Origin of the sequence: Clostridium sp. C2-6-12, from assembly GCF_009928485.1 — a bacterium.
In the GTDB taxonomy this organism is placed as follows: domain Bacteria; phylum Bacillota; class Clostridia; order Clostridiales; family Clostridiaceae; genus Clostridium.
The window spans coordinates 29192-55123 of the sequence record NZ_JAABNP010000023.1; the positions used below are offsets into that span (position 1 = coordinate 29192).

Genomic DNA, 25932 nt, shown 5'->3' on the forward strand with positions numbered 1-25932 from the left:
TTTATTCCTTTCTAAAAACACCATATGCAAATTTATGATTTATTTCATAAACTCCATTTTTATATTTCTCTTTTTTTATTTTTTCAACTATAAAAGGTTTAACTTCATTGTAATCTTTAAAGATTTTTCTAGTTCCAGCTGCTGCACCAGTTATATTTAACCATTCCAGAAGTTCTTCTGGTTTTTTAAAAGAGAAAAAAACTTCCCCTTCACCTGTTTCCAAAGCTTTAAATCCATATTGATTACACCACTTAACTAAGCCTTCTTTGCCTTTAGGCAAATTTAATTTTATATCCATAGGCTTAATTACTTCATTCTGCTTTTCACTCATAACATCTAAAAAAATCTTTTCTATTTTATCTAAAGTTCCATCCACATTTGTTATTATTGCTAATATACCCTGTTTCTTTAAAACACCATTAAAAAGCTTTAATAACTCATTATGATTAAAATAAGAAAGTGCCCATCCAAAAAATATAATATCAAATTCTTCATTAGAATTTTTTAAAAATTCTATACCATCACTTTTAATAATTGTTACTCTATTATCATCAATAGCTTTAAACTTCTCAAGCATTTTACTTGATTGGTCTACAGCAGTAATTTTATATTTTTCAAATTTATTTAATAACGCTTTTGTTATGTACCCTGTTCCACATGCAAAATCTAATATTTTCAATTCTTTATCCGTATCTATGTACTTTGAATTAATAATATTATCTGAATATCTTCCCATTTCGTTAAGCCAATAGCCATAGGTATCTGAAATTTTGTCATATTCAACTCTATAATCGTCTTGGTTTACTACTTCCTTTTTTAACAGCTTGTATCCAATCTTAGAGTAAAACAATATTTTATTTATCATATTTTTCTCCTACAAATATAAAATAATAACCATTATCAGAAACCTTACTTATATAAAAGTACTTTTCTAATAAAATTCTAACTTCATCTTTAGTCCTAAAAAACAATCTTCCAAAAAGAATAAATTCAAATGCTCTTAGTAGTCTAGTTCTTATATGTTTTCTATTGAAATCCAATAGAACTAACCGCCCCCCCTCCTTTAATATCCTTCTTATTTCAATAATAAGCTCTTTTTGTTCCTTAATATGATGAAAAACATCACTTAATATTACTATATCAATAGAATTACTCTCAAAGGGAGTTTTGAGGGCATCACCATTTACACATATTAAATTTTTTGCCTGATTTACCTTTGAAAGCATTTTATCACTTTCATCAAGCACATATACCGTCTTACAGCTATCACAAATATATTTTGCCAGCTTTCCTGTGCCTCCTCCTATATCTGCAATTACTTCATTTTTATTTATATTTGCAGCATCTTTCACTTCCTGAAGCTTGTACAAATTAAACTTGTTCATAAATCTATCATAATAGTTATAAACCTTGTCAAAATCTTTTATATCCTTCATTAAATATTGTTCCCTCAACCTTCTTTATTACTTATTATATTTATTACATAAGTCCTAACAATATCATTTATCTTTGCTTATTTGCTTAATTGTTCTCATCCTTATTGAATATATGTTACAAATTTAATTATTGAGTGAAATTAATCTACTGCTTAGCATTTTGTTACAGATTTTTTTATAACATATAAAAGTAAATTGTGCTTATAGTCTATTTCATGCTATAAAGACTATTTTAAAACATACTTACATATAATTCTATAGTTTCAAAATTTTATTTACAAATATCACTCTAACTAATAATCAAATTGAGGATTTCTTAAATGTTATTTACTAAAAAATCGCAAAAAAATAGCAGCTTCAACTAAAATGATAGCTACTATATTATAATAGTAAAAATTTTTTCATTCGCAAGCAATAATTTCCTTAATCATAAATTCTTTGCCGCATAATATTTCTCGGTCTTTACTTCCGCAAGCTGGACATTGGCTCTTATTTTCAATAAGATTAAATACCTTATTACAGTCTTTGCAAATAGCATTGCCTGGTAATATCTCAATCTCTAATTTTGTTTCTTCTAATAACGTGCCATCCACTGCAGCTGGATAGCACGCCTCAATGTATCTTGGGATCATAGATGAAAGTTCACCAATTTGGAGAACTAAGGTATCAATCTTTGTTAATTTATTTTTTCTCGCAAAGTTTTCAACTGTTTTTACTACTTCAATCACAACACCTAACTCATGCAAAAAACTCACCTCTCTTGTGAATACTTTAAGATGAGGAAAATATTCATTTCCTCATCTTATATTTTCTATAACTCCGAATTCTTCTTAATTACTTTTATCGTTAGATAGAACTGATTGTAAAAATCTAACTGGTTTTTTTACAGCAATTTTCACCTTACGCTTTAATGCATGTTTCATTATTTCAGGCTTTAAGTCTCGAAGCTCTACACCTACACTGTCATATCTTCTTACAAGTTTAATTGCATCATATTTGCATTTTGTAGTACAAACACCACAGCCTACACATAAATATTGATCCACAACCGTAGCTCCGCATCCAAGGCAACGTTCTGTTTCCTTCTTCATTTGCTCTTCTGTAAATACTCCACGTAAATCTTTAAATGCTTCCTTAGTTTTATTTGCCTCCATGTGATTTGCTTTTTGTCTTGGAAGACGGTCATAACCTTCTAATTCAAGATTTTCTTTATCAAAGGCACGATATTCTCTTTTAATACGTCCAATAGTTAAGCTTTGTCCTGGATGTACATAACGATGTATAGAAATTGCACCTTCTTTACCTAACGCAATGGCATCAATAGCAAATCTTGGACCTGTTAATGAATCTCCTCCTGCAAATATGTCTGGTTCACCTGTTTGTAGTGTTAGCTTATCAGCTTTTATTGTATTATTAGGATTTAACTCCATTTGGGAATCCTTTAATAAGTCTCCCCATTCCATTCCTTGTCCAGCTGAAATTATAACATTATCAGCCTTTACTATTTTAGTTTCATTTTCATCGAACTTAGGATTAAATCTTCTATTTTCATCGAATACTGAAATACATTTTTCAAATTCCACTCCAACAACATGTCCATTATCTACAACAATTCTCTTAGGTCCCCAAGAATTATTAATACTAATATCTTCTTCTAAAGCCTCTTCAATTTCTTCTTCAAGAGCTGGCATTTGTTCTCTGCTTTCTAAACAATACATATTAACTTTTTCAGCACCTACACGAGTAGCAGTTCTAGCAACATCAATAGCAACATTTCCACCACCAATTACAATAGTTTTTCCCTCTAGTTTTAAATCTTCACCTAGATTTACCCTGCGTAAAAATTCTACCCCAGCTATTACTCCTTCAGCATCTTCACCTTCAATGCCAAGCTTTCTTCCTCCCTGAGCACCTATTGCAACATAAAAGGCTTCAAACCCTTGATTTCTTAAATCCTTAAGACTTACATCTTTACCTACTTCAACACCAGTTTTAAACTCTACCCCTAATTCCTTTAAAATATCTATTTCTGCATTAACTACTTCTTTTTCAAGTCTAAAGGCTGGTATTCCAAGTGTAAGCATACCTCCAAGAACCTTTTGTTTTTCAAATACGGTTACCTTATATCCATCAATAGCTAAGTAAAAAGCACATGCTAATCCAGAAGGTCCAGCACCAACAATGGCAATTTTATTCCCATATTCATGCTTTAGTTCAGGTATATATCTAGTATCTTTACTTAAATCCTGCTCTGCAATGAACTTTTTAATATCATCTATTGCTATTGGATCATCAACATCTCCTCTGGTACAAGCAGATTCACACTTTCTTGGACAAATACGTCCGCATACTGCTGGAAATGGATTCTCATGCTTAATAAGTTCAAGTGCTTCTGTATATCTTCCTTGAGATGCTAATTTTATATATCCTTGAATACCAATATGAGCTGGGCATTCTGCTTTACAAGGGCTTGTTCCTGTATCTACAACAACTTCTCTATTAGTACGATAGTCTGGATTCCATTTATCTGGTCCCCATTCTGTATCTCTTGGAAGTTCACGTTTTTTCTCTTTTATTGGTGTTTTTGTGCAGATCTTTTGTCCTAATTTTAACGCATTAACATGGCAGTTTTCAACACATTCACCACACGCAACACATTTATCTTTATCTACAACAGAAACATAGTTTGAACGTACCATATCAGTATTTAAGAACATCTCAGCAGTTCTAAGCGATAAACATGAACATCCACAACAATTACAAATAGCATGAGTTTTTCCTGGTCCATCTGTATTTGGTATTTGGTGAACTAATCCATTTGCTTCAGCTTTTTTTATAATTTCAAAAGCTTCTTCACGATTAATCTCTCTACCTCTGCCTGTACGAATATAATATTCAGCAGCATGTCCCATTTGAATGCATATATCTTCCTTCAAATGACCACAACCTTCTCCCATGGCTTCTCTTGCTGTACGACAAGAACAATCTGATACAGAGAACTTTTCATTTTCATTAAGATATTTTGAAACTTCTTCATAAGATGCTCTTCTTGTTTCCCCTTCAATTGCATGTTCAATAGGTATAACACGCATTAGTCCTTTACCAACTGGGAAGTTACCAACTGTCTTAGGTCCTCTTACTCTTCCATATGCTTCAAAAGCTTCAGCAATCTGCGGATACTTCTTTACATTTTCCTTATTATTAACCATCATTTCCATAACACCTGGAATCCATGTTTCAAGCCAGTATTTATCAACACCATCAATTTTATTTACAAAACAAACACCAGCAACAGCTAAATCCCAAAGTAATTTAGATGTCTCTTCAACAGATTTTCCACATAAAGGTGCAACATCTTCTGCACTCTTAGGATTACGTAGTTCTAAGCAAAGTCCTACCTCTGCCATCCCCTCTGAAACTACAGGTTCTAAAATTTTATATTCTGGATCTTCTGCTTTAATCCCTGATTTCGAACCACGTTTTGATCTATTAATATGATTGGCAAGATCTAATACCCTTTCCTTTACCATCTTATATTCCTCCATTTTTATAGCATATTTTCTTTATATTAAAACTTGAGTAATTTACATTATTCATTCCAATTTTTCACTTCAGAACGTACCCAGTCTGCCCATTCTTGAATTCCCTCACCTGTCTTAGCACAGATTGGAATAACCTTAATATTAGGATTTAATTTCCTAACACGCTCTTTAACAGCTTCAATATCAAAATCAAAAATAGACATAGCATCTATTTTATTAATTAATAAAACATCAACAATTGAGAACATTAAAGGATACTTTAGAGGTTTATCATCCCCTTCTGGCACACTTAAAATTGCTGCATTTTTTGATGCTCCAGTATCAAATTCTGCTGGACATACTAAATTTCCAACATTCTCTAAAATCGCAAAATCAATTCCTTCTGTTCCAAGTCCTAATAGACCTTGTTTAGTCATATCTGCATCTAAATGACACATTCCACCTGTATGTAATTGGATTACCTTTACTCCTGTCTTTGAAACAGTATTAGCATCTACATCTGAATCAATATCCGCTTCTAGAATCCCTATATTCATTTCATTTTTCAAAGCTTCAATTGTTCTTAAAACCGTAGTTGTCTTACCTGATCCTGGTGATGACATTAAATTTAATAAAAAAGTCTTCTCCTTTTTTAATTCTTCCCTAAGCAAATCTGCCTGTCTGTCATTGTCTTCAAAAACACTTTGCTTAATTTCAATAACTTTGTATTCATCCATATTATTTCTCCTCCATAACAATTTAAATTCCCTTTAAGTATACGACTTGTACAATTAACTCCATCTTGATAACGATATCAAAAGGCATCAAACGCACAATTACATTTTATACTCTGTTTAAAGGGTATACTAATGCACATTTTAATATTATTCATATGAAAATTATAGAAATTAGTGTTAAAAATAACAATATACAAAAATGCAATTGTGTCTAATAAGTCTTCTTCTAAATCAAAAAAATAGCAACCAATGCTTACTTTTTGATTGCTATTTTCATATACCCTTTAATTTTCTTATTGCACAATTTTATAATATGTCTTTGCAGTCATCCTATAAACAATTCCATATAATACCGCAAATATAAGAACTGTCACTGCAATGGCAACTAAAAATACATTAGTATTAAACAAACCAAATAAAGATAATAATTTACTTACACCGTTAAATGCAAATGCAATATGAATTACTGATACTACAAGTGGTAAGAAAAATACCATAAGTATTTGTTTATTTATAGTTGCTTTAACTTCCTCCTTCCCCATTCCTACTTTTTGCATTATCTTAAATCTCTCACTATCATCATAGCCTTCTGATATTTGTTTATAGTATATTATTAAGACTGTCCCAAGTGTAAATAATAATCCTAAAAAACATCCAATAAATATGAATCCACCATTTGTTATATAGAAATCTTCTCTATCTAAATAAATATTTCTAAATTCACTTTTTTCTATTTTTAAAACCCTATTTTTTATTGAATCAGAAAAATTAATTATATTTATGCTATCACCATCAATATTAAAGTCAATATTATAATTAAGGCTTTCCAAAGGCTTTCCTTCTTCAGATCTATATATTTGTTTTAGTGCATCTAAATCTTTCACTATAACATCATATTCTTCCATCATATTATTTTCATTCTTATTTTCTATTTTAAATTTATTAAGTTTTTCTTTTATCTTTAATTCTTTTTCATTAATGATTATAGAATCATACTTGTATTCTTTTCCTACAGAATAAATTAGTGCTTCATCATCTTTAACTGATATATTTTTACCCTCTATTTTGTTGTATTCCTCTACTGTATAAAATTTAATTGCACCTAAATTATTAATATTAGATAAATTGCGCTGAGTACTATTAAACGAATTTTTATTCAGTAAAGTCATTAATTCTTTATCACTATATTCTACTTCATCTTTTAAAGTAACATTATTCTTATAAGCTTCATCCTTAATTACACTTAACATATTATTTTTTTGTTCTGTAGTCATATTTTGTATGCATATTTCTGTATCAAATGGATGAGAAATCTTTAAACTACTTTCTTGTCCTGCATACAAAGAAACGGTTGTAGATACTGTTAATAATACTGCTGTACTAAGTATACATATATTAGCTAAACCAACAGCATTTTGCTTCATGCGATAAATCATTCCAGATACTGAAATAAAATTTCTTGTACTATAAAAAAATTTCTTATTTCTCTTCAATGCTTTTAAAAATGCAATACTTCCAGCTGTAAAAGTACTATATGTTCCAGCTATAACTAAAATTATAGCTATAAAAACTAACGAAAGTGCTTTTAGAGGTGATTCTATTGTTACTGCAATACAATAGCCTGCTATTAATTCAACAATTCCTGAAACGGCTAATATCCACGAAGTCTTTGGTTCCTTTTCTCCCTTTTGTGTCCCATTTAATAATTCAATAGGATTGGCGATTTTAACTTGAAATAAGTTTGCTATTAAAATAGCTGCAAAAATTCCAATGAACAATACTAATGTTTCTCTCATTCCAGCTAGTGAAATAGAAAATGACGATGAAATTGTAACATCTATTTTTAATAAATTTAATAATATTAAAAATAGTAATTTTCCTATTATAATTCCTCCTAAAATACCTAAAGCCATGCTAATAATCGCAATAATAATTGTTTCAATAGAAAGAACTTTTGCTATGTGCTTTTTTTCCATTCCAAGCACATTATAAATTCCTATTTCTTTCTTTCTTCTCTTTATTAAAAAACTGTTAGTATAAAATAAGAATATAACTGAAAAGATACCAATTACCTTAGAACCAAAGCCCAATAACATCTTTAATGAACTTGCACTTCTTATATGGTTTAATCCTTCATTTAAAACCATACAATCCATAGTGTAAAACATTATTATTGAACATATACAAGCTAGCATATAAGGAAAATAAGTTCTTCTATTTTCAAATAAATTTATTTTTGCTAACTTAAAATAAAATGAATTATTCAACTTCAACACCTCCTGTAGATAAAAGAGTCAACGTGTCTGAAATCTTTTGATACATTTCATCATTATTCATATTTCCACGATAAATTTGATTAAATATTCTTCCATCCTTTATAAAAAGAACACGACTTGCGTGGCTTGCAGCTATAGTACTATGAGTAACCATAACTATAGTTTGTCCTGCCTTATTTATATCAGAAAATAAGTTCAAAAGTTCACCTGAAGATTTTGAATCCAAAGCACCTGTTGGCTCATCTGCAAGAACTAACTCTGGATTTGTAATAATTGCTCTTGCTACTGCTGCTCTCTGTTTTTGACCTCCTGAAACTTCATAAGGATACTTTTCTAATATTTCTCTAATTCCTAGTTTGCTTGCAATAGGTTTTAATCTATTCTCCATTTCCTTATAATCTTTACCCGATAATACTAATGGCAAAAATATATTATCCCTTATACAAAAGGTCTCAAGTAAATTAAAATCTTGAAATACATATCCTAAGTGATTTCTACGAAAAGCTGCTATTTCTTTTTCCTTTATTTTAACTATGTTTTTACCTTCTAATAAAACCTCTCCACTTGTTGGCTTATCAAGAGATGCTAATATATTTAATAAAGTAGTCTTACCTGAACCTGACTCTCCCATGATTGCAATATATTCACCCGATTCTACTGAAAATGAAATATCATCCAAAGCTTGAACCTTATTACCTCCAAATCTAGTTGTGTATATCTTTTTTAAATTTTTAATTTCTAATAATGCCATATTAAATTCCTCTCTTCTTATTTATAAATTAATTATTATAGGATTATGATTTTTCCTACAATCTGTTTTGTTTCTTACTTACAAATTAATTATAATAAAAAAAGAAATGTAGTGCCTTAGAATGACCTTACATTTCTTTTTTTAACCTTACATGTGTGTAAGGTTACTCTATTTTTATTTGTTCAACTGAAAAATCTATATATACTTTTGTTCCTTTACCAACTTCAGAGGTAATAGATATTTTGTGAGAAAGCTTTGTTATTATCTCTTTACATAAGTATAATCCAATTCCAGTTGATTTTTTATCTTTTCTCCCATTATATCCAGTAAACCCTCTATCAAAAACTCTAGGAATATCTTCAGCTGCTATACCTATTCCTGTATCTTCAATTACTAAAGTTTTTTGTGAATTCTCATCCATATAGATGGAGATATTTCCCGTTTTAGTATACTTCAAGGCATTAGATAAAATTTGTTCTAAGACAAAGGTAATCCATTTTTCATCAGTTATTACCTTACAATTAATATCCTTTAAATTTAATGAAATCTTGTTATATATGAAAGTAGCTGCATATTTCTTGACTGTTTGACGTACTATATTATCAAGTGGATATTCCTGTAGTTTTAAGTCAGAAGATAAATTCTCCAGTCTTACATAATGAAGCACCATCTCCACATATTGTTCTATTTTAAATAATTCTTGCTCCATAAGTCTTTTTTCCAAACCTTGCTCCATAGATTGTACAATCATAGAAAAAGCAGCAATAGGCGTTTTTATTTGATGAACCCACATTGTATAGTAATCTATCATTTCACTGTATTTATTATCTGCATTAGATAATAACTTTATTTTTTCTTCATATATTATTGTAATTATATCTTGGTAATCTTTTTCTATTAAGGTTTTATGCTCTGGCAATTTGTCCAACTTAACTTGAACAGCACAAAGAACTTCTTTAAGAGACATATGTTTATCATAATACATCTTAAAATCATATAAACTAAATAAAAATCCTAAAATTGTAACTAGCATTCCCGCATATAAAACTGGTTCAAGAGGAAGATGATATAAAAAATATACAAGAAAAAATATCATAATAAAAATAAAGAACTTGATAAGTATACTTATTTTCTCCTTGAAATAGCAATTGATTATATTTAAGATATTTTCTTCTTTCATCCTAATCACCTATTATATATCCAATTCCTTTTTTAGTTTTTATAAAATCTTTTAAGCCTATATCTTCAAGACGTTTTCTAAGCCTAGTCACATTCACTGTTAAAGTGTTATCATCGATAAAACTCTCACTTTCCCATAATTGTCTCATTATTTCATCACGTGAAACAGCCTTATTCTTATTCTCTATAAGGATCTGCAATATTTTAAATTCGTTTTTACTTAATTCCAATTTATCATTATTATATGTAAGTGTTATATCTCCTAAATTAAGAACAACTCCATTGCATTCTAAGATATTTACATGGCCTTGAAAGGAATACGTTCTTCTAACCAATGCTTGTATTTTAGCAACTATAACATTTAAATCAAAAGGCTTAGAAATAAAATCATCTGCTCCCATATTGATAGCCATAATTAAATTCATATTATCACTTGCTGAGGAAGCAAAGATTATTGGAACCTTTGATATTTTTCTAATTTCAGTACACCAGTGGAATCCATTATAAAAAGGCAGCGTAATATCTAAAATTACCAGTTGAGGATCATACTTTATAAACTCCTCCATGACATTACTAAAATCAGAAATATTCTCAGCTTCATATCCCCATTTGCATAAATGATTTTTTAATATATCAGCTATGGTTGGATCGTCCTCTACAATTAAGATTTTATACATACAAAAACTCCCTATTATTCTTATTCATGTATTAATTGTCATAAGTATATTATACATAATAATCAAACTGTTCCAAGTTATTAAAGTTCTTAAACTGGTATTATTCTGAATTTATCAAAATAATCTTAAAAATAATAGCATCCAATTGAAATTGAATGCTTATCATAAAAATGTGTTTCCAAATAATTAGAGAACGAAAGATTTAACAATATAATCACTGCATTTCACAATGAAATTTTTTAAAGGAAACTCGACTTGGATTCATTCGCTGAGTAAGAGATTCACACAAAAGCATAAATTTCACTGTGTGAAATTTATGCTGACAAAATATAAAATTTTGAGCATCACTTTTGGTTCTCTACTTATAAGATATATTTTTCTATTTCTATGGCTACCCCATCATTTTGAACTGTATCAGTAACCTTTTGGGCATAACCTTTTACATAGTCATCAGCATTTCCCATTGCTATTCCGCAGCCTACTGTAGATAACATTTCTATATCATTTTTTCCATCGCCAAAAGCATAGCTGTTTTCTATTGGAATATTTAAAAAATCTAATGCCTTTAAAATTCCTGATGCCTTTGTGTTTCTCTTTGAATATAATTCAAAAGTACTTTCGTTTATATTATGAATATAATCAAAATCACCCTTTCCTAATGATAAACAATAGTCCACTCCCTTTTTATCATTGCATAGCATTTCAATCTTATATATATCTACATCTTCAAGCCTATAGTTGGCCTCTAAATATTTTTTAGATATGCTATAGGTATCATAAATCGAATGAAGGCTTTCATATTCATCTTTAATATATGAATATTTTTCTCCTTGTAATATATACTCAATATTATGTTCTTCAAATTTTCCTGTTATATCCTTTATAATTTCCTTTTTAATTGGTTCCTTATAAATACAATTACCATTTATATTTACATAAGCTCCATTTGTGAGAACAAAACCATCAAATCCAAAATTGTGTAAAGCTTCATTTAAAAAAGCATAAGGTCTTCCTGTAGCAATAAAAACATAATTTCCTTTTTCCTGCAATCCACGTATAGCTTTCTCTACTCTTGGTGTAATATCTGTTATTCCATTTAAACAATCAATTAAAGTTCCATCAATATCAAAAAAAACTGCCTTTTTCATAAATTATTCTTTCCTCCTAATCATTCGTTCTCATTTTATGCGTTTCATTATCATTTAATGTCATTTTATTTTATTATTTCTCATTTGTCAATGATTTAATTGCTTTTTGATAATTTCATTGTTAAAATAGAAGCAAATGAGAATAAGTTGGAGGGATTTATGTTTATTGAAGAAAGGCATAAGCACATTTTAGATCTATTAGAAAGAGATGGTAAGGTATTAGTAAAAGATTTAAGTACTCAATTTGGAGTAAGTGAAAGCATGATTAGAAAAGATCTTCAAGTTTTAGAGAAAAATAATTTACTTCAACGTACTTATGGTGGTGCTATTAATATAAAACGCACTATAGTTAATGGTGAAAGCTTCTTTAAGAGAGTTGAAAAAAATATAGATTTAAAAGAAATAATTGCAAAAAAAGCATATAATCTTATAAATGAAAATGACACTGTTTTCTTAGATGCATCAAGTATTTCCTATTTTCTTGCAAGGCTAATTACCCAAAACAATAGAAATATCACGTTAATTACAAACATGGTTGAAATCTCATCAATGATTAATTTAGACTCAAAAACCCATGTTATTTTTATTGGAGGAGATTATAATTCTCTTGTTGGCGGAAATATAGGTTCACATTCTAATGAGCAGATAAAGCTTTATCGCTGTAATAAAGCTTTTATTGGCTGCAGTGGAATAGATCTTCGAGATGGAAGCATCAGTACTGGTGAATCTGAAGATGCTGGAACTAAAAAAGCCATTATGAATATATCTAGGGAACTATTTCTAATGGCACCAAATGAGAGATTTAACTTAGATGGAATTTTTAATTATTCAAATATAACAGATTTTAATGGTATTATTACAGAAGCTGATCCTAACAATACAATAATGACTTTACTAGAACAATATGATGTTAACTTAGTATAAAATAACAAAACACCTCTAATGAATATTTTATTTTCATTTTATTATGTTATAATGAACCTAACGTATTGGAGGTGATTTTTTTATGAAAGTACATGATACATTCAGCTTTAAATCAGCTTGCTCCTTGCAAGGACTACAACAAACTCAGCTATGCTTTGTTTGGAGCCTAAGTTGTTAAGTTAGCTGAAAATGCGTGCATATTTTATTTAGGCTCTGTGACACATAGCTTTTTTTGTATTCTTTGCTTTAATACTAGAATAAGTGTTGAGGGGTAAGGAAAATGAAATATGTTAAAGCACTAGATGTGTTACCAGAGGAAATTATTAAAATAATACAGGAATATGTAGATGGAGAATATCTTTATGTACCCAGAAAAAATGAAAATCATAAAGCCTGGGGCGAAAAAAGCGGTATAAGAAAAAGTCTTAAGGTAAGAAATAAGGAAATTTATAAAAAATATCTTGATGGAGTTACTATTAATCAATTAACTCAAGAATATTACCTTACAGAAAAAAGTATAAGAAGAATTATAAGTGAGCACAAAGCTCTATTCTCATAATCATTACAGAATTATTTATTAGATTGAAGACTTGTTTTAAGATATGTTATGATTTCATTGTGGCAATCCAATGAAAGTTATACTTCTAAATTTAAGGCAGTTCAAGGATAAAATGATTATGAGCATGTATTATGTTTTAAATATAGATGATTATTTTTACTTTCATTTGGAGTAATAATAGTCATCTTTTTGCTTTTAAAGTTATCAAATCAAGTTTTCGTTTACTTCATGTTTGTTTATTAAATAAAGTAAAATTTAGAAAAGAGGTGCTTAGTTTTATGAAAACTTTTATAAAAAAACATCAATATAATTATATAAAAAAGTGTTTAAATGATATAAATAATGCTTTTAGAAGTTCAGCTGATAAAAATATTATTGAAGCTACTAAAGCATATACATATGAAAAAATATTAAATGTCTTCTCAAATTTATCAGAGGAAGAAAAAGAAATACTTGATATCACCAAAATTACTGATCCATTGCTCATTGATGGTTATTTTCATAACTTAAATCAATATGTATATGGAATGCCAAACATAACAAATAGCCAAATCACTAAATTGTTTAAAAAAGAAAAAAAATTCAAGCTTCCAAGTTTAGAGGCACAAGAATCAAAAAATGTATATTTAGGTTGGATTGATGAATCTCTTAGGAAATTATTTATTGCATATAATATGGAAAATAATCTAATAGGTATGTCCTGTAGGATCACAAATCATAACTCTAATAATGCTAATATCTGTACACTTTGTAATCATGTAGGCAGAGATAATGAAGTGGCGTTTGTTTCCCCTATATGTAAAACCACTGGAGAATATTCTTATAAATCAATTGGTTTTAATATTTGTTTAGATAGTTCAGAATGCAATAGTCGAATAGTATCTACTGAAAAACTTGAAAAAATCTTAAAGGATGTTAATAATATAGGATGAGTGACAAACCACTCATCCTTTTCCCTCTTATAACTTTATGATCTTTTTCATATAATATCTTTTATGATTTTCTGGACAATTATCTAATATTCCAAAAATCTCATATCCTTGTTTTATATAAAAATCCTTTGCTTGAAAATCAAATGTATCTAAATGAATTAGCTTGCACCCTTTCCTTATGGCTATTTTCTCAATTTCATCTAAAAGTTTTGCCCCAAGTCCCTCTCTTCTAAACTCAGAATCAACCCATAAAGAATCTATATATAAGCAATTCCAACAATACATTTTACTGTTTATACCTGCAATAATTTTATCTTCTTTGTTTTTAATAACTCTATTTATCCATATGAAAGGATTTTCTTGAGTTTGTGGGACCATAGACAAATTATACTCTACTAACTTATCTATAAGTAATTTTGCTTCCTTGTCATTACTTTCTTTTATAATATAATTATTCATAATTCTATCTCCTTAAACCATATTATGTGTTTAATTATATGTGTTATCTACTCTTTAAAGTAGAGCCATTATATTTGATTTTTTCTCATTCTGTGGTTTAAAATCCATCTATAATTATTAATTTTTATTTATTCTATATCTTAAGTTTTAATTGTAATCAAAAAGCTACAGACCAATATTCTGATCTGTAGCTTTATCTAATCTAAAAACTATATCTATTATATATATCTTATATAATAGATACTCCACCATCTACAATTATAAACTGACCTTGTACATAGCTTGAAGCATCACTTGAAAAATATAATATTGTACCATTTAATTCACCTTTTGCTCCTGGGCGTCCAGCAGGAGCCATAGCATTATATGAGTTCAGGAATTGTTCTGATTTAAATAGTGTTCCTGCTGTCATTTCAGATTCGAAAAGTGCAGGTCCTATTGCATTAACAGTAATACCATATCTTGCATAGGAAGCAGCCATTCCTTTAGTTAATCCGACAACAGCAGCTTTAGAAGAATTGTAAGAATGTCTTATAAACATATCATTCTTATCAGCAATTACTGCATTTGCAGATGCCATATTTACTACTTTACCATATCCTCTTTCTTTCATATGTGGAATTACATATTTAGAAGCTAAGAAAATACCCTTTACGTTAGTATCAAAAGATTTATCCCAATCTTCCTCTGACATGCTATCTACACCGCCACGTACAGCAACACCTGCATTATTTAATAAAATGTCAATATGTCCAAAAGCATCAAGAACTGCCTGCATTGCTGCTTTTACACTTTCTTCATTAGTAACATCACATGCTACAGCAATAACTTTACGTCCTGTTTTTTCAATTTCAGCTTTTACTTCATTTAACTTTTCTACACGCCTTGCTAGTAATGCAACATCTGCACCAGCTTCTGCATATGCTAGAGCTGCATCAGCTCCAAGTCCTGAACTTGCTCCTGTTACTACAGCTACTTTTCCAGTTAAATTTAATAAATTCTTCATTTTTTATACACCCTTTCTTTTTCCTATTAATCTCTTCTTATCATAAGGTGGGAGTGATACTCCCACTGCCATTAACTTAAAAACGTCCTGTTTCCATAAAACTTGTACGATCATAACGTCCTGTTAACAAGTATGAAATTACATCATCAGCTTCTACTTTTTCTAAAAGATTTAACTTGTGTACTAACAAGCTATTCTTAGAATATGCCCCTCCAACAATTGTGTTGATTGGAAGCTCTGCCCATGGATCATCAACACTTGATTTTAAATCCATTGATACAAATCCTGGTTCCCATGCTTTATAATTGTATTCACACAAGTTACCAAGTAATGCTCCATTTCTAAAATAAGATACACCATTTTCATCTGGCTCACGGTCAAAGTGGAAATAGAAACCTCCACCAAATACCTGCTTACCTGGTGCAGGAGCTTGGTATAATGCTGATGTAATAGGACTGTTGTATTCTCCTAACTTCACTGATGCTTCAACAAGCTGTGTACCTCTTCTAGTCACTGATGCTGTTACAGTATCACCATTTCTTCTAAGGACAATTTCTGCTCCTAATTTCTTTGGAATACTTCCATTATCACGACCACATTGTACTGCCATCTCAGCTCCTGGTCCTCCAAGTACAAGACCTACAGGATATAAACCAAGATTCTTACCATGCATTGCATATACACCTAAAATAGCTTCATAGTAGTCATCTGCAAATGAAGGATTATTAACATGACAGATAGACAAAGTAACCACTGGCATAGAAAATGGTTTTAATGGTGGTGGCAATATTCTTGCAATTGCTGCTGGATCAGTTAAATAACTTATATAAACACCTTCTTGATTATCCATTAAAGATATCTTACCGAAGTTTTGAATCTCTTCTTTTGAAATTCTAAAGCTTGGTTCCTTTTGTTTTTCTATAAAAAGTTCACTAGCAGCTTCATAGCCTGTTCTTACTGCTGGTGCAATTGTTCCATCTTTTATTGCATTTCCAACTAGTTTTACACATACTCCTTTTGCTTCTAATTCTGAAGCCAAAGTTTGATCAGGTCTATTTCCAAGTGAAAGTAACACTGCATCAACAGCTACATTTGACTCTTCATTACTTTCCAATTTTTCAAGTATTACACCATCTGCTTTAATTTCCTTTAATGCATGTCCTAATAAATAACTTGCTCCATGCTTTTGAAGACGTCCACAAACATCAGCTACATTAGTATGATTTGTATTTGGAGCTACCTTATCTAGCATATCAATAATTGTAACTTCATTTCCTTCTGCACATAAATACTCTGCAGTTTCAAGTCCTGTAAGTCCTGCTCCAACAACAGCAATTTTCTTACCTTTAAGAGCAGCTTTTCCTGATAATACTGTTTCTACAGTAAATACATTATCACCATGAACTCCTGGAATTCTTCCAGGAATTATTGCTACAGAACCTGTAGCTACAATCACTGCATCAGGGTTATAAGCCATAACTATATCTGCAGTTGCCTCTGTATTTAGCTTAACCTCTACTCCAAGTCTTTTAAATTCTTCATTATAATAATCAGCAATCCACTGCATACGCTCCTTTAATGGCGGTTTCTTACCTACATTAATAATTCCACCAAGTTCACTTTGGCGATCAATAAGTGTTACCTTTACTCCACGCTTTGCTAACGTCTCTGCTGCACACATTCCAGCTGGTCCACCACCTACAACAACTACAGTATGTCCTTTAGTATCGTGAACAAGATATTCATACTTACGTTCTCTTGCACATCTTGGATTCACTGCACATTCTAATGGTAAGCCTGCTGCATTATATTCATTTAAGCTTTCAAAACAACGTAAACAGTTAATACATTTACGTAATTCTTTTTCTCTTCCTTCTAAAACTTTTTTACCCCACGCTTCATCAGCAAGCCATGTACGTCCCATAGATATAAAATCTTCTACACCATCTTCTAGGAACTTTTCAGCTACTGCTGGTTCTCTTATTACTGATACGCCAATTACAGGAATGTTAACATGATTTTTTACGGCTAAGATCATGTCACGTCTCCATCCTTGTGGGAAAGAAATTGGTTCTACACTAGTTATTCCTGTTTCATATAATCCACAGCTTACATCAATAAAATCAATGCCTGCCTTTTCTAATGCCATAGCAATTTGTATGCCATCTTGAATATGAATATAGTCCTCTGTAACACCTGTCTTATCTAAGAACTCTTCCACACTTAATCTTACACCTATTGGAAAATCCTTACCACATTCTCTGCGAATTCCTTCTATAATTTCAGTAACAATTCTTAAACGATTTTCAAAGCTTCCGCCATATTCATCTTCTCTCTTATTTGTATAAGGAGATAAAAACTGTTGAAGAAGATATCCATGTGCTGCATGAAGTTCTACTCCATCACAACCTGCCTTTTGTACTCTAACTGCACCATTAATAAACTGCTGAATTAATTGTTTAACCTCTTCTGTTTCTAATGCACGTGTATTTTGATTTAGATATTTACATGGTATTGGAGATGGTGCAACTACAGGCTGCCCTCCAAGAAGTACTGATACTGTTTCACGACCAGGATGGTGAAGTTGAATAAATATCTTGCTCCCATGTTTGTGTACTGCTTGTGCAAGTTTAGCCAATCCTTCAATATGTCTATCTTTTGTAACAGATAGCTGTCTCATAAGTCCAGGTCCATGTACATCATTTACACGAGTGATTTCAGGTATTATTAATCCAGCCCCTCCAATAGCTCTAGCTTCATAAAAAGCAATCATATCTTCAGATGGTGTTCCATCAAGATTAGCAAGTCCACATCCCATTGGAGACATAACTAGACGGTTATTAATTGTTACCTTTCCTATATTTCCTTGTTCAAATAATTTTGTATACATCCTTTACCTCCTGATCTTATTTAGGTATCTATTCAACAAATGAATACCTTTTCAATTTAACCTTGATTCAATGATATCTAAAAATTAAATTTTTCACAATGTATATAATGAATGATAAAAATTTGACTCTTTGTGCATGGTGCACTATAGTTATGTTATCGAATACATCTTAGATATAAGAAGAAAGGGAAATGCTATGCTATTTTCAAAATTAGTAGAAATAATATCAAAAGAATATTATATAAATGTTTTATCTAACCATAAAGATATAGAAATACATGATGTTGCTTTAATTGATAATAAGCATGAAAACACTCTTAAAAACACTCTTTATTTTGGTTATGATAAACAATTAGAAAACAAAGACTATCTCCCAACTCAATGCATTCTTGCCTCCACTAATAATTCATTTGAACTAATTTATAATATAGATAACATTGCTTTAGTAGAAGAAACTTCTTTATTTTCTATTTTTAACGAAGTAAAAGCTTTGATTTTAAATACTCAAAGTAAAGGAATTTTTGAGGAACTTACTGCCCTAGCAGATAAAACCCATAGCATCGATGCTGTTTTAGATGCTGCATCTGTAAGGCTTGGAAATTCTCTGTTATTCTCTGATATGAACTTTAAAATAATATCTAGCTCTGTGTCCATCCCTGTACTTGACCCTCTTTGGAAAGATAATATAAAACAAGGCTACTGCAGCTACGAATTTATTAATTCTGTAAGGGAATTGGATTCTATTAAAAATGCATCCAAAACTAAAACTACAACTGCAATTGAAGTTTCTTGTAACAAGTCCCCTTATCAAAAGTTAAGCAGTAAGGTTTTTCGAAATGGTGTACAGATTGGATTTTTGTTAATGATAGGCAATGCTAATAACTTTCTTCCGTCTCATTATGAAATGCTGAGCACAATAAGTCACATTATCAGCTACACTATTGATTACTATGAATCAGATTTATTTGAGGCAAGTAGTCTCTATCAGCAATTATTATATGATCTTTTAATAGGCGCTCCTTCTAAAGATATTTTACCAAAGCTATCAGAGCTCCGTTTTCCATCTAATATGTCAGTATTATTTATACGTCCTACAAAGTATCTAGGTCGTCAACACCTAAAAAAATATACATCAAAAAACTTAAAGATGTATATTCCAAGTGCCCACATCACTTATCATAAAAACGCAATTGTTGCAATTATTCCATTAAAGACTGATACTCAAATCACTACTGAGCAATTACAAATTTTAAAAGACTTTTCTGATTCTGAACAAGTTAGAATTGGTATCAGTAATTCTTTTTCTAGTATTGAGAATTTTGTAAGCCATTATGAACAAGCTTATGCTGCCTTAGAATTAGGACAAACTCTAACCCCTTGTAAAACTGTATTTCGCTATATTGATTATCAAGTTTTTGATCTGTTTTCAGAAATAAAAAATCCAGATATATTAGGGCGTTTCTGTCATCCTGCTCTTGCTATTCTTAGACAATACGACCATAAAAATAATTCAAATTTATATGAAACACTATGCATCTTCTTAGATAATGGCTGTAATATTAAATTTACTTCTGAAAGCCTTTATATTCACAGAAATTCTCTAGCCTATCGTTTAAATCGCATTAAAGAAGTGTGCCTTATTGATCTTGATGATATTAATACTGTTTTTTTATTGAGGCTTTCTTTCCTTATAGATAGTTATAATAACCTCAACGCAGTTAATACTTGGAGATAAAATAAATATTGCATATTGAATTATCAATATGCAATATTTATAGGGATTATTCATTACTTGTATTGATAATTAAACATTAGGACTAAGGCTCAATTTACGGTTAACTCTGATTTCTTTATCTTTCAAATATTTATATATACGAGCTGCAAAGTATAATCCAAATATAGAAGTGTAAACAACTATATCAAATAACTTCCCCCCTTGCACTTTAGGAATAAATAAAACCATAATATGTACATATATTAATCCATAAAAAACATATGCTAATCTTTGAATTGCTTTCCATTTTTTAAATGGAATTCTTTTTCTAACACTAGGAAATGAAGTTATCATTAACGGTAGCATCATAGCAATTAAAACTATTGATATTAAAGTGGCTATTAATTTAGTCCATGTAAGTGATGTGTGATCTACAAACAGTGTAACAAAATATGTTTTCCCATATAAAACATTATGTCCTAAGGTTAAAATACATGCAATTATTGATAGTTCCCCTCGTATACTTAGTAATTTTTTTGTTATATTCAACTTTTTATCAAGAACACCTGTATACATTACAATAGTAAACAAAGCTGTTGAAACAGCACTTCTTGAGAAAATTGTTACAACATACTTATTTATATCCTTAGGTACTTGTTTACTTAAATCTAATTGAAAGTATAAAATAAATCCTATTGCAATTAAACCTGAAATTATGTAAAAAATATTGGCATGCTTTTTTATTTTCTTATAAAATAAAATAATAAAAGTAGCTACGATTAAAATAGAAATTAATATTAACACTAATGTTATCCTCCTTAAATTGTTATGTTCCGCAATGAAATTTATTCTAGCACAATTGATAATGATTTTCAACGTCATTTTGTTTTTTCTTAAAAATATTTTATAAAATATAACTTATCTCATATACAAATAACTTAGTTTCGTAAGTTTATAATCTTTAACAGTAAAATTATATTAAAATATAGACATACAAAAATTTAAACTTTACAATGTATAAATAAAGAGAATAATTTTTAATTATAGGAGTCTAAAAATGAAAGTTAACATAAATATTATCTCTTCTGAATTAGAAGAGGAAGTTAATTTTAATATTCATAATGTTAATCAAAAAATTAATGAGACAATAGAATTACTTACCTCTTCAAATAAAACTATAAAACACTTGCTTGTAAAAAAAGAAGATAAGCATTATAAAGTAAATATAGATGAAGTTTTCTATATAGAATCCATAGAACGAAAAATATTTATATATACAAAAGCAGAAACCTACGAAATTTCGGAAAAATTATATATACTTGAAGAGCAGCTGTCTAATAGTAATTTTATAAGAATTTCTAAGTCCATGTTACTGAATATTAATAAAATTTACTCTTTTTATCCCAGATTAAGTGGGAATTTAGAGGCACTTTTAACTAACAAAGAGAAAGTTATTATTTCAAGAAGATATGTTTCAAGCTTAAAAAATAAATTAGGAATGAGGGATAATGAATGACCTTTGAATATTTAAAAAGAATATTGAAATTAACCTCAATAGTTTTCACTGTAGTCGTATTTTTTCAACTTATAAGTGGACAAAACTTAAATAATCAAATATTGTATGATCTATTAGGTTTATCTTTAATTTTGACATTAATAAAAATACTCATTAATAAATATATTATTCCTAGAGATTCAATATTTAACTCCTTATTATTTATACTCATAGCTTGGGTAATGATTATAGGCTCAAATTATATTTTGGGTTGGAATATGTCTATAAAGACGATATTTTTAACCTCGCTACAAACTATAGTAATTTATATTTTGGTAAAAATTATTAACTATCAACATGATAAAATAGAAGTTAAGAAAATGAATGAAATATTAGATAGAAATAGAAAAAATCAACAACAGTAATAAAGCTGTTGTTGATTTTTTCTATGCTTAATTATATTTAATATTGATTTTTATACCTCTTATGTATATAAATATACCTCTTATGTCAATCTGTATTGTCCTTATTTATAACTTGTTGTAATCTTACATCAAGTTATAAATTGAAAGAAGGTATTTGTTATGAATGTTATCAATATTATTGTAAATATTATTAGCGGGACTCCTTTGTATGTTTGGATTTTATTTATTTTTCTAATAAAACGAGGACTTAATTCAGCAAAAGATGGTGAAGTATCTTTCCCTAAAATGTTTATTGTGCCATTGATTTTTATGATTTGGGGCTTAGAAAAATTATTCACAAGTTTTAGTTATTTAAATATTGCTATGATTTTTTATCTCATCTTTATGTGCTTTGGTTTATTAATATCCTATTTTCTATATTCACAATACAGAAAACTATATATAAAAGATAATTCACTATATAAAACAGGGACTTATTTACCATTAATTTTTGTCGTAGTTAATTTCCTTGTAAAATATGTATTAAATGTTGCTGTAATCATTAATCCATCATTATACAGTACACTTTATTTTAGTGTCGTATATTCATTATTATGTGGTTTTTCTGTTGGATTATTTATTGGAGGTATACTTCAAGCATATACTGCTTCTTCACAATTAAAAACAGCTATGTAATTTTATTTGAATGATTATGAATAATTTAAATGAGATATCTATTTATTGAGGATATCTCATTTATTATTTTATGATTCAAGAGCAAACTCCAAAACATATGGGCATTAACTATTTTTTGTATAATAATTTACAGACTGCTGATAGACATCTTTTTCCCTCCATTGTGTTGGAGTCACATTAAAATGTTTTTTAAACAACTTTGAAAATTCCATCTGGTTGTCATATCCAACACTATTGGCAATTTCTTTAATTGCCATACTGCTTTTTTTGAGGGATTGTGAAGCCATCTCCATTTTTAGAGAAATGATAAACTGCTGAGTGCTTATGCCACAAATGCTTTTAAAGATACGCGTTAAATGACTGCGATCTATGTTTAAAAAACATGCAATTTCAGAAACTGTAATCTTTTTATGAATATTGCTTCTTATATAATTTTTTGCATTGGAGACGTAGGTTTCTGCTGTATTATCATCTTTCTTTAATAGTTTACCTTTCGTAAGTGTCGCGATAAATGACCAAAAATAACTCATTATTATTTCAAAGTCACACCAGCCTAAATCTATTATGTTCTTAAGTGCGTTTCCAACACCATTATAATCATTTATAACGTGGTTTTCGTGTGAAAATCCCGTTGTAGCCATAAGCTTTTCCGAAAAACTGCCGTCAAACTCAATCCATCGATATAGCCATGGATCATTGTCATCCGCTTTATAATATGCTATTTGTTTTGGATAAATTAAAAAAAATTGTCCTGCATGAATTTTATAAGCTTTATCTTTAATATGCAATTCACCTTGACCACTGTAAACGTAATGGATTAAATAAAAATTACGCACAGCAGGACCAAAGGCATATCCGTTATCGCACTGTTGCTCACCATATTGCATTGGATAAATGTCAGATGACATTAAAGGATTTTTTGCATAATATAGTTTCATAGAAATCAACTCCTCGAATAAATATATCACATTTTCCCATAACCGCTCAATAAAAACACATTTATTTACACATTAATTTAATGTATCGTAAAAATATAAATGTAAATTTAAGGAGGATTTCTTATGAATAAATTTCATACTTTAAATACAGTATGTACGTCTACATCGGCAAGAACTACATCAAGAACTGCACCTGACGAGATTACTGATCCTGACTATATGTTTCCAGCTTTCTCAAACGGCGAGGTACTTTTGAATAAAAAGCAAGGACGCCTTCCTGCAATGGGTTGGAACAGCTGGAATGCCTTTGGCAGCAAAAATAGTGAGGAGCTTACAAAGGCTATGGCTGATGCAATTGTTAATTTGGGACTTGCAGATTTGGGATACGAGTATGTAGTTCTCGATGATGGCTGCTATAAATCAGAACGCGTAAACGGGTTACTTTCAAATGAAACTATCAAATTTCCAAACGGCTTTAAGGCATTATCTGATTATGTACACAGCAAAGGACTAAAATTCGGAATGTACAATGATATAGGTACAAATCTTTGTGCAGGCTCTGCAGTAGGTACCTGCGGCTATGAAGATGTGGATGCTAAAGCTTACATTGACTGGGGAGTTGACTTTTTAAAGGTTGATAACTGCTATTACCTTTGGGATAATGCAACATTCTCAGATGCTACAAATGCAAAATATACCTATGCTCCGAATATTAGAAGCATAACCGTTTCAGGTGAAAAATTTGAAAAAACTTTAAATGCTGTTAAATACGGTGTGCTTTTAGGTCAAGGTGGATCAAAAAACAGAGACAACTATGTTACAAACATCGGTACATTTGACGGAACAAATATTGGAACAACACCTGTAGGTGACCGATGGTGTGAACTTGAGTTTACTGTGAACGCTCCAGCAACTGGCGAATATGCTATAATCATAAATTACGCAAGCGGTGAAGAAATCGGCACAGGAAGCTGGCTTCAGCTTGCAGTTGGAAATGCAGATAATGAAACTCGATATTTTGATGATTTGCTCTCTCCTACAGAAAGTCCAACTAGTTTTAAAGATTCAGACGAAATAATTGTATCTTTAAATGAAGGAGAAAATATCATACGTCTTATGAATCATAGAAGACAAGAAAATACCCTTAATTCATATGCTGTATTGTTTGATGGTTTGAACAAGGCTCACCCTGATCATGACATAGTATTTTCACTATGCGAATGGGGCAAAACACAACCTCAAAATTGGGCCTACAAGGTTGGAGACTCATGGCGTATTCTTAATGATATAACCTTCAATGTTGGCTCTATTGAAAATCCAGGCTCGGCAGAATGGAGTTCAAACAATACTGCAAGTATAACTTCACAGTACGATAAGGCTGTTATTATGGACGAATTTGCTGGCCTTGACAAAGGGTGGAATGATCCAGACATGCTTGTAATAGGAATGAATGGTATAACAACTACTATGAGTAAAACTCATATGTCTATGTGGTGTATGATGAATTCTCCTATTATGCTCGGACTGGATTTAAGACGTGTTACAAAGGGTGATGAGCTTTGGCAGATTATCGCAAACAAAGACCTAATAGCATTAAATCAAGATAAGTTAGGAGTTCAAGCAAAAAGAATTTATTGTTCCTTGGATAATACAAATCCTGATACAGCTTATATTACTAATAGCAACCGTATTGATATCCTTGCAAAACCTCTTGAAAATGGAGATATTGCACTATCCTTTATAAATCTTAGCAGTTCAAGAGATAATAAAGAGCATTCAGTTGATGTGCGTCGCATTATTGATTATGTTGGGCACAAAATGGTTGATGTTGATAAATTTGAAAATGCTCAAAGCTACTACATAACAGATTTATGGACAGGTGAGCATACAAAAAATACTTCAAGGATCTTCTCTGTTACAGGCATTGATGCCTATGACAATTTAACTGTAAGAATTACTCCTGTTTAAGATCCTGATAATATTAAAAAGGAATTACTAATATGAAAAATCTATCAAAAACAGATGTAGCTTTTGATATGGCGGAGCTTATTTTAAACTCCACCAATGTTGATGTACAAGATCTGAATTTTTCTAACATTGATAATCATTGGGCTAAAGCCTATATTTTAAATCTTGCAGAACGCGGTATTATTTCAGTGATGAATGGCAGCTTATTTCATCCCGATGATC

General features: G+C 30.1%; 23 protein-coding genes. 8 read left to right on the plus strand and 15 right to left on the minus strand.

The genetic code is table 11. The features are described 5' to 3' along the window. Position 1 precedes the first annotated feature (1 nt). From GXK56_RS17815 to GXK56_RS17860, 10 genes are all read right to left on the minus strand, one after another. Entirely contained in the window at positions 2-865 is an 864-nt protein-coding gene (locus GXK56_RS17815) for a class I SAM-dependent methyltransferase (protein WP_160689877.1), read from the minus strand. Then, on the minus strand, positions 855-1436 hold the full coding sequence (locus tag GXK56_RS17820; RefSeq protein WP_160689879.1) for a class I SAM-dependent methyltransferase: 582 nt from the start codon (positions 1434-1436) through the stop codon (positions 855-857). Before GXK56_RS17820 ends, GXK56_RS17815 begins: the two co-directional genes overlap by 11 nt. Before the next feature lie 401 nt (positions 1437-1837). Continuing rightward, complete coding sequence (locus GXK56_RS17825; protein WP_160689881.1) at positions 1838-2182, minus strand: hydrogenase maturation nickel metallochaperone HypA; 345 nt, start codon at positions 2180-2182, stop codon at positions 1838-1840. A gap of 84 nt (positions 2183-2266) precedes the next feature. Continuing rightward, the gene (locus GXK56_RS17830; RefSeq protein WP_160689883.1) at positions 2267-4966 is read right to left on the minus strand and encodes an FAD-dependent oxidoreductase; all 2700 of its coding nucleotides are present in this window, start codon (positions 4964-4966) and stop codon (positions 2267-2269) included. 59 nt (positions 4967-5025) lie between these two features. Next, the gene (gene hypB / locus GXK56_RS17835) at positions 5026-5694 is read right to left on the minus strand and encodes a hydrogenase nickel incorporation protein HypB (protein WP_160689885.1); all 669 of its coding nucleotides are present in this window, start codon (positions 5692-5694) and stop codon (positions 5026-5028) included. 293 nt (positions 5695-5987) lie between these two features. Further along, a complete protein-coding gene (locus GXK56_RS17840; RefSeq protein ID WP_243156169.1) occupies positions 5988-7970 on the minus strand; it encodes an FtsX-like permease family protein in 1983 nt (660 codons plus the stop codon). Beyond that, positions 7954-8721: an ABC transporter ATP-binding protein gene (locus GXK56_RS17845; protein ID WP_160689889.1), complete on the minus strand. Its 768-nt coding sequence runs from the start codon at positions 8719-8721 to the stop codon at positions 7954-7956. The genes GXK56_RS17840 and GXK56_RS17845 overlap by 17 nt, the downstream gene beginning before the upstream one ends. A gap of 163 nt (positions 8722-8884) precedes the next feature. Next, on the minus strand, positions 8885-9901 hold the full coding sequence (locus tag GXK56_RS17850) for a sensor histidine kinase (RefSeq protein WP_160689891.1): 1017 nt from the start codon (positions 9899-9901) through the stop codon (positions 8885-8887). A gap of 1 nt (position 9902) precedes the next feature. Beyond that, positions 9903-10577, minus strand: coding sequence for a response regulator transcription factor (locus GXK56_RS17855; protein WP_160689893.1), 675 nt, complete (start codon positions 10575-10577; stop codon positions 9903-9905). A gap of 362 nt (positions 10578-10939) precedes the next feature. Continuing rightward, positions 10940-11725, minus strand: a complete 786-nt coding sequence (locus GXK56_RS17860) for an HAD family hydrolase (protein WP_160689895.1) — start codon at positions 11723-11725, stop codon at positions 10940-10942. Between the two features lie 159 nt (positions 11726-11884). On the opposite strand from GXK56_RS17860, the gene GXK56_RS17865 reads away from it, so the two are divergent. The 3 genes from GXK56_RS17865 to GXK56_RS17875 all read left to right on the plus strand — a co-directional run bounded on the left by GXK56_RS17865 (position 11885) and on the right by GXK56_RS17875 (position 14140). Beyond that, on the plus strand, positions 11885-12649 hold the full coding sequence (locus tag GXK56_RS17865; protein ID WP_160689897.1) for a DeoR/GlpR family DNA-binding transcription regulator: 765 nt from the start codon (positions 11885-11887) through the stop codon (positions 12647-12649). Positions 12650-12929: 280 nt separating this feature from the next. After that, positions 12930-13208, plus strand: a complete 279-nt coding sequence (locus GXK56_RS17870) for a CD3324 family protein (RefSeq protein WP_160689899.1) — start codon at positions 12930-12932, stop codon at positions 13206-13208. Positions 13209-13486: 278 nt separating this feature from the next. Then, the gene (locus GXK56_RS17875) at positions 13487-14140 is read left to right on the plus strand and encodes a FusB/FusC family EF-G-binding protein (protein ID WP_160689901.1); all 654 of its coding nucleotides are present in this window, start codon (positions 13487-13489) and stop codon (positions 14138-14140) included. A 27-nt stretch (positions 14141-14167) separates the two neighbouring features. Here the strand turns inward: GXK56_RS17875 and GXK56_RS17880 are convergent, their stop codons facing one another. From GXK56_RS17880 to GXK56_RS17890, 3 genes are all read right to left on the minus strand, one after another. Beyond that, positions 14168-14599 carry a GNAT family N-acetyltransferase gene (locus GXK56_RS17880; RefSeq protein ID WP_160689903.1) on the minus strand — a complete coding sequence of 144 codons (432 nt, stop codon included), beginning with the start codon at positions 14597-14599 and terminating at the stop codon, positions 14168-14170. A 229-nt stretch (positions 14600-14828) separates the two neighbouring features. Beyond that, a complete protein-coding gene (locus GXK56_RS17885; protein ID WP_160689905.1) occupies positions 14829-15605 on the minus strand; it encodes an SDR family oxidoreductase in 777 nt (258 codons plus the stop codon). A gap of 76 nt (positions 15606-15681) precedes the next feature. Beyond that, positions 15682-18495, minus strand: a complete 2814-nt coding sequence (locus tag GXK56_RS17890; RefSeq protein WP_160689907.1) for an acetoacetate decarboxylase family protein — start codon at positions 18493-18495, stop codon at positions 15682-15684. A gap of 196 nt (positions 18496-18691) precedes the next feature. On the opposite strand from GXK56_RS17890, the gene GXK56_RS17895 reads away from it, so the two are divergent. Further along, a complete protein-coding gene (locus GXK56_RS17895) occupies positions 18692-20230 on the plus strand; it encodes a helix-turn-helix domain-containing protein (protein ID WP_160689909.1) in 1539 nt (512 codons plus the stop codon). Between the two features lie 69 nt (positions 20231-20299). Here GXK56_RS17895 and GXK56_RS17900 read toward each other — a convergent pair whose 3' ends face one another. Beyond that, positions 20300-21013: a ferric reductase-like transmembrane domain-containing protein gene (locus GXK56_RS17900; RefSeq protein WP_160689911.1), complete on the minus strand. Its 714-nt coding sequence runs from the start codon at positions 21011-21013 to the stop codon at positions 20300-20302. 253 nt (positions 21014-21266) lie between these two features. Here GXK56_RS17900 and GXK56_RS17905 point away from each other — a divergent pair, with 253 nt between their 5' ends. The 3 genes from GXK56_RS17905 to GXK56_RS17915 all read left to right on the plus strand — a co-directional run bounded on the left by GXK56_RS17905 (position 21267) and on the right by GXK56_RS17915 (position 22804). Beyond that, a complete protein-coding gene (locus GXK56_RS17905) occupies positions 21267-21725 on the plus strand; it encodes a LytTR family DNA-binding domain-containing protein (protein ID WP_160689913.1) in 459 nt (152 codons plus the stop codon). Then, on the plus strand, positions 21722-22129 hold the full coding sequence (locus tag GXK56_RS17910) for a hypothetical protein (RefSeq protein WP_160689915.1): 408 nt from the start codon (positions 21722-21724) through the stop codon (positions 22127-22129). The genes GXK56_RS17905 and GXK56_RS17910 overlap by 4 nt, the downstream gene beginning before the upstream one ends. Positions 22130-22288: 159 nt before the next feature. After that, complete coding sequence (locus GXK56_RS17915; protein ID WP_160689917.1) at positions 22289-22804, plus strand: DUF6622 family protein; 516 nt, start codon at positions 22289-22291, stop codon at positions 22802-22804. Between the two features lie 104 nt (positions 22805-22908). On the opposite strand, the gene GXK56_RS17920 is transcribed toward GXK56_RS17915, so the two are convergent. Beyond that, entirely contained in the window at positions 22909-23742 is an 834-nt protein-coding gene (locus tag GXK56_RS17920; RefSeq protein ID WP_160689919.1) for an AraC family transcriptional regulator, read from the minus strand. 282 nt (positions 23743-24024) lie between these two features. Between GXK56_RS17920 and GXK56_RS17925 the strand changes: the two genes are divergently transcribed. Then, positions 24025-25710, plus strand: coding sequence for an alpha-galactosidase (locus GXK56_RS17925; protein ID WP_243156170.1), 1686 nt, complete (start codon positions 24025-24027; stop codon positions 25708-25710). Positions 25711-25932 lie beyond the last annotated feature (222 nt).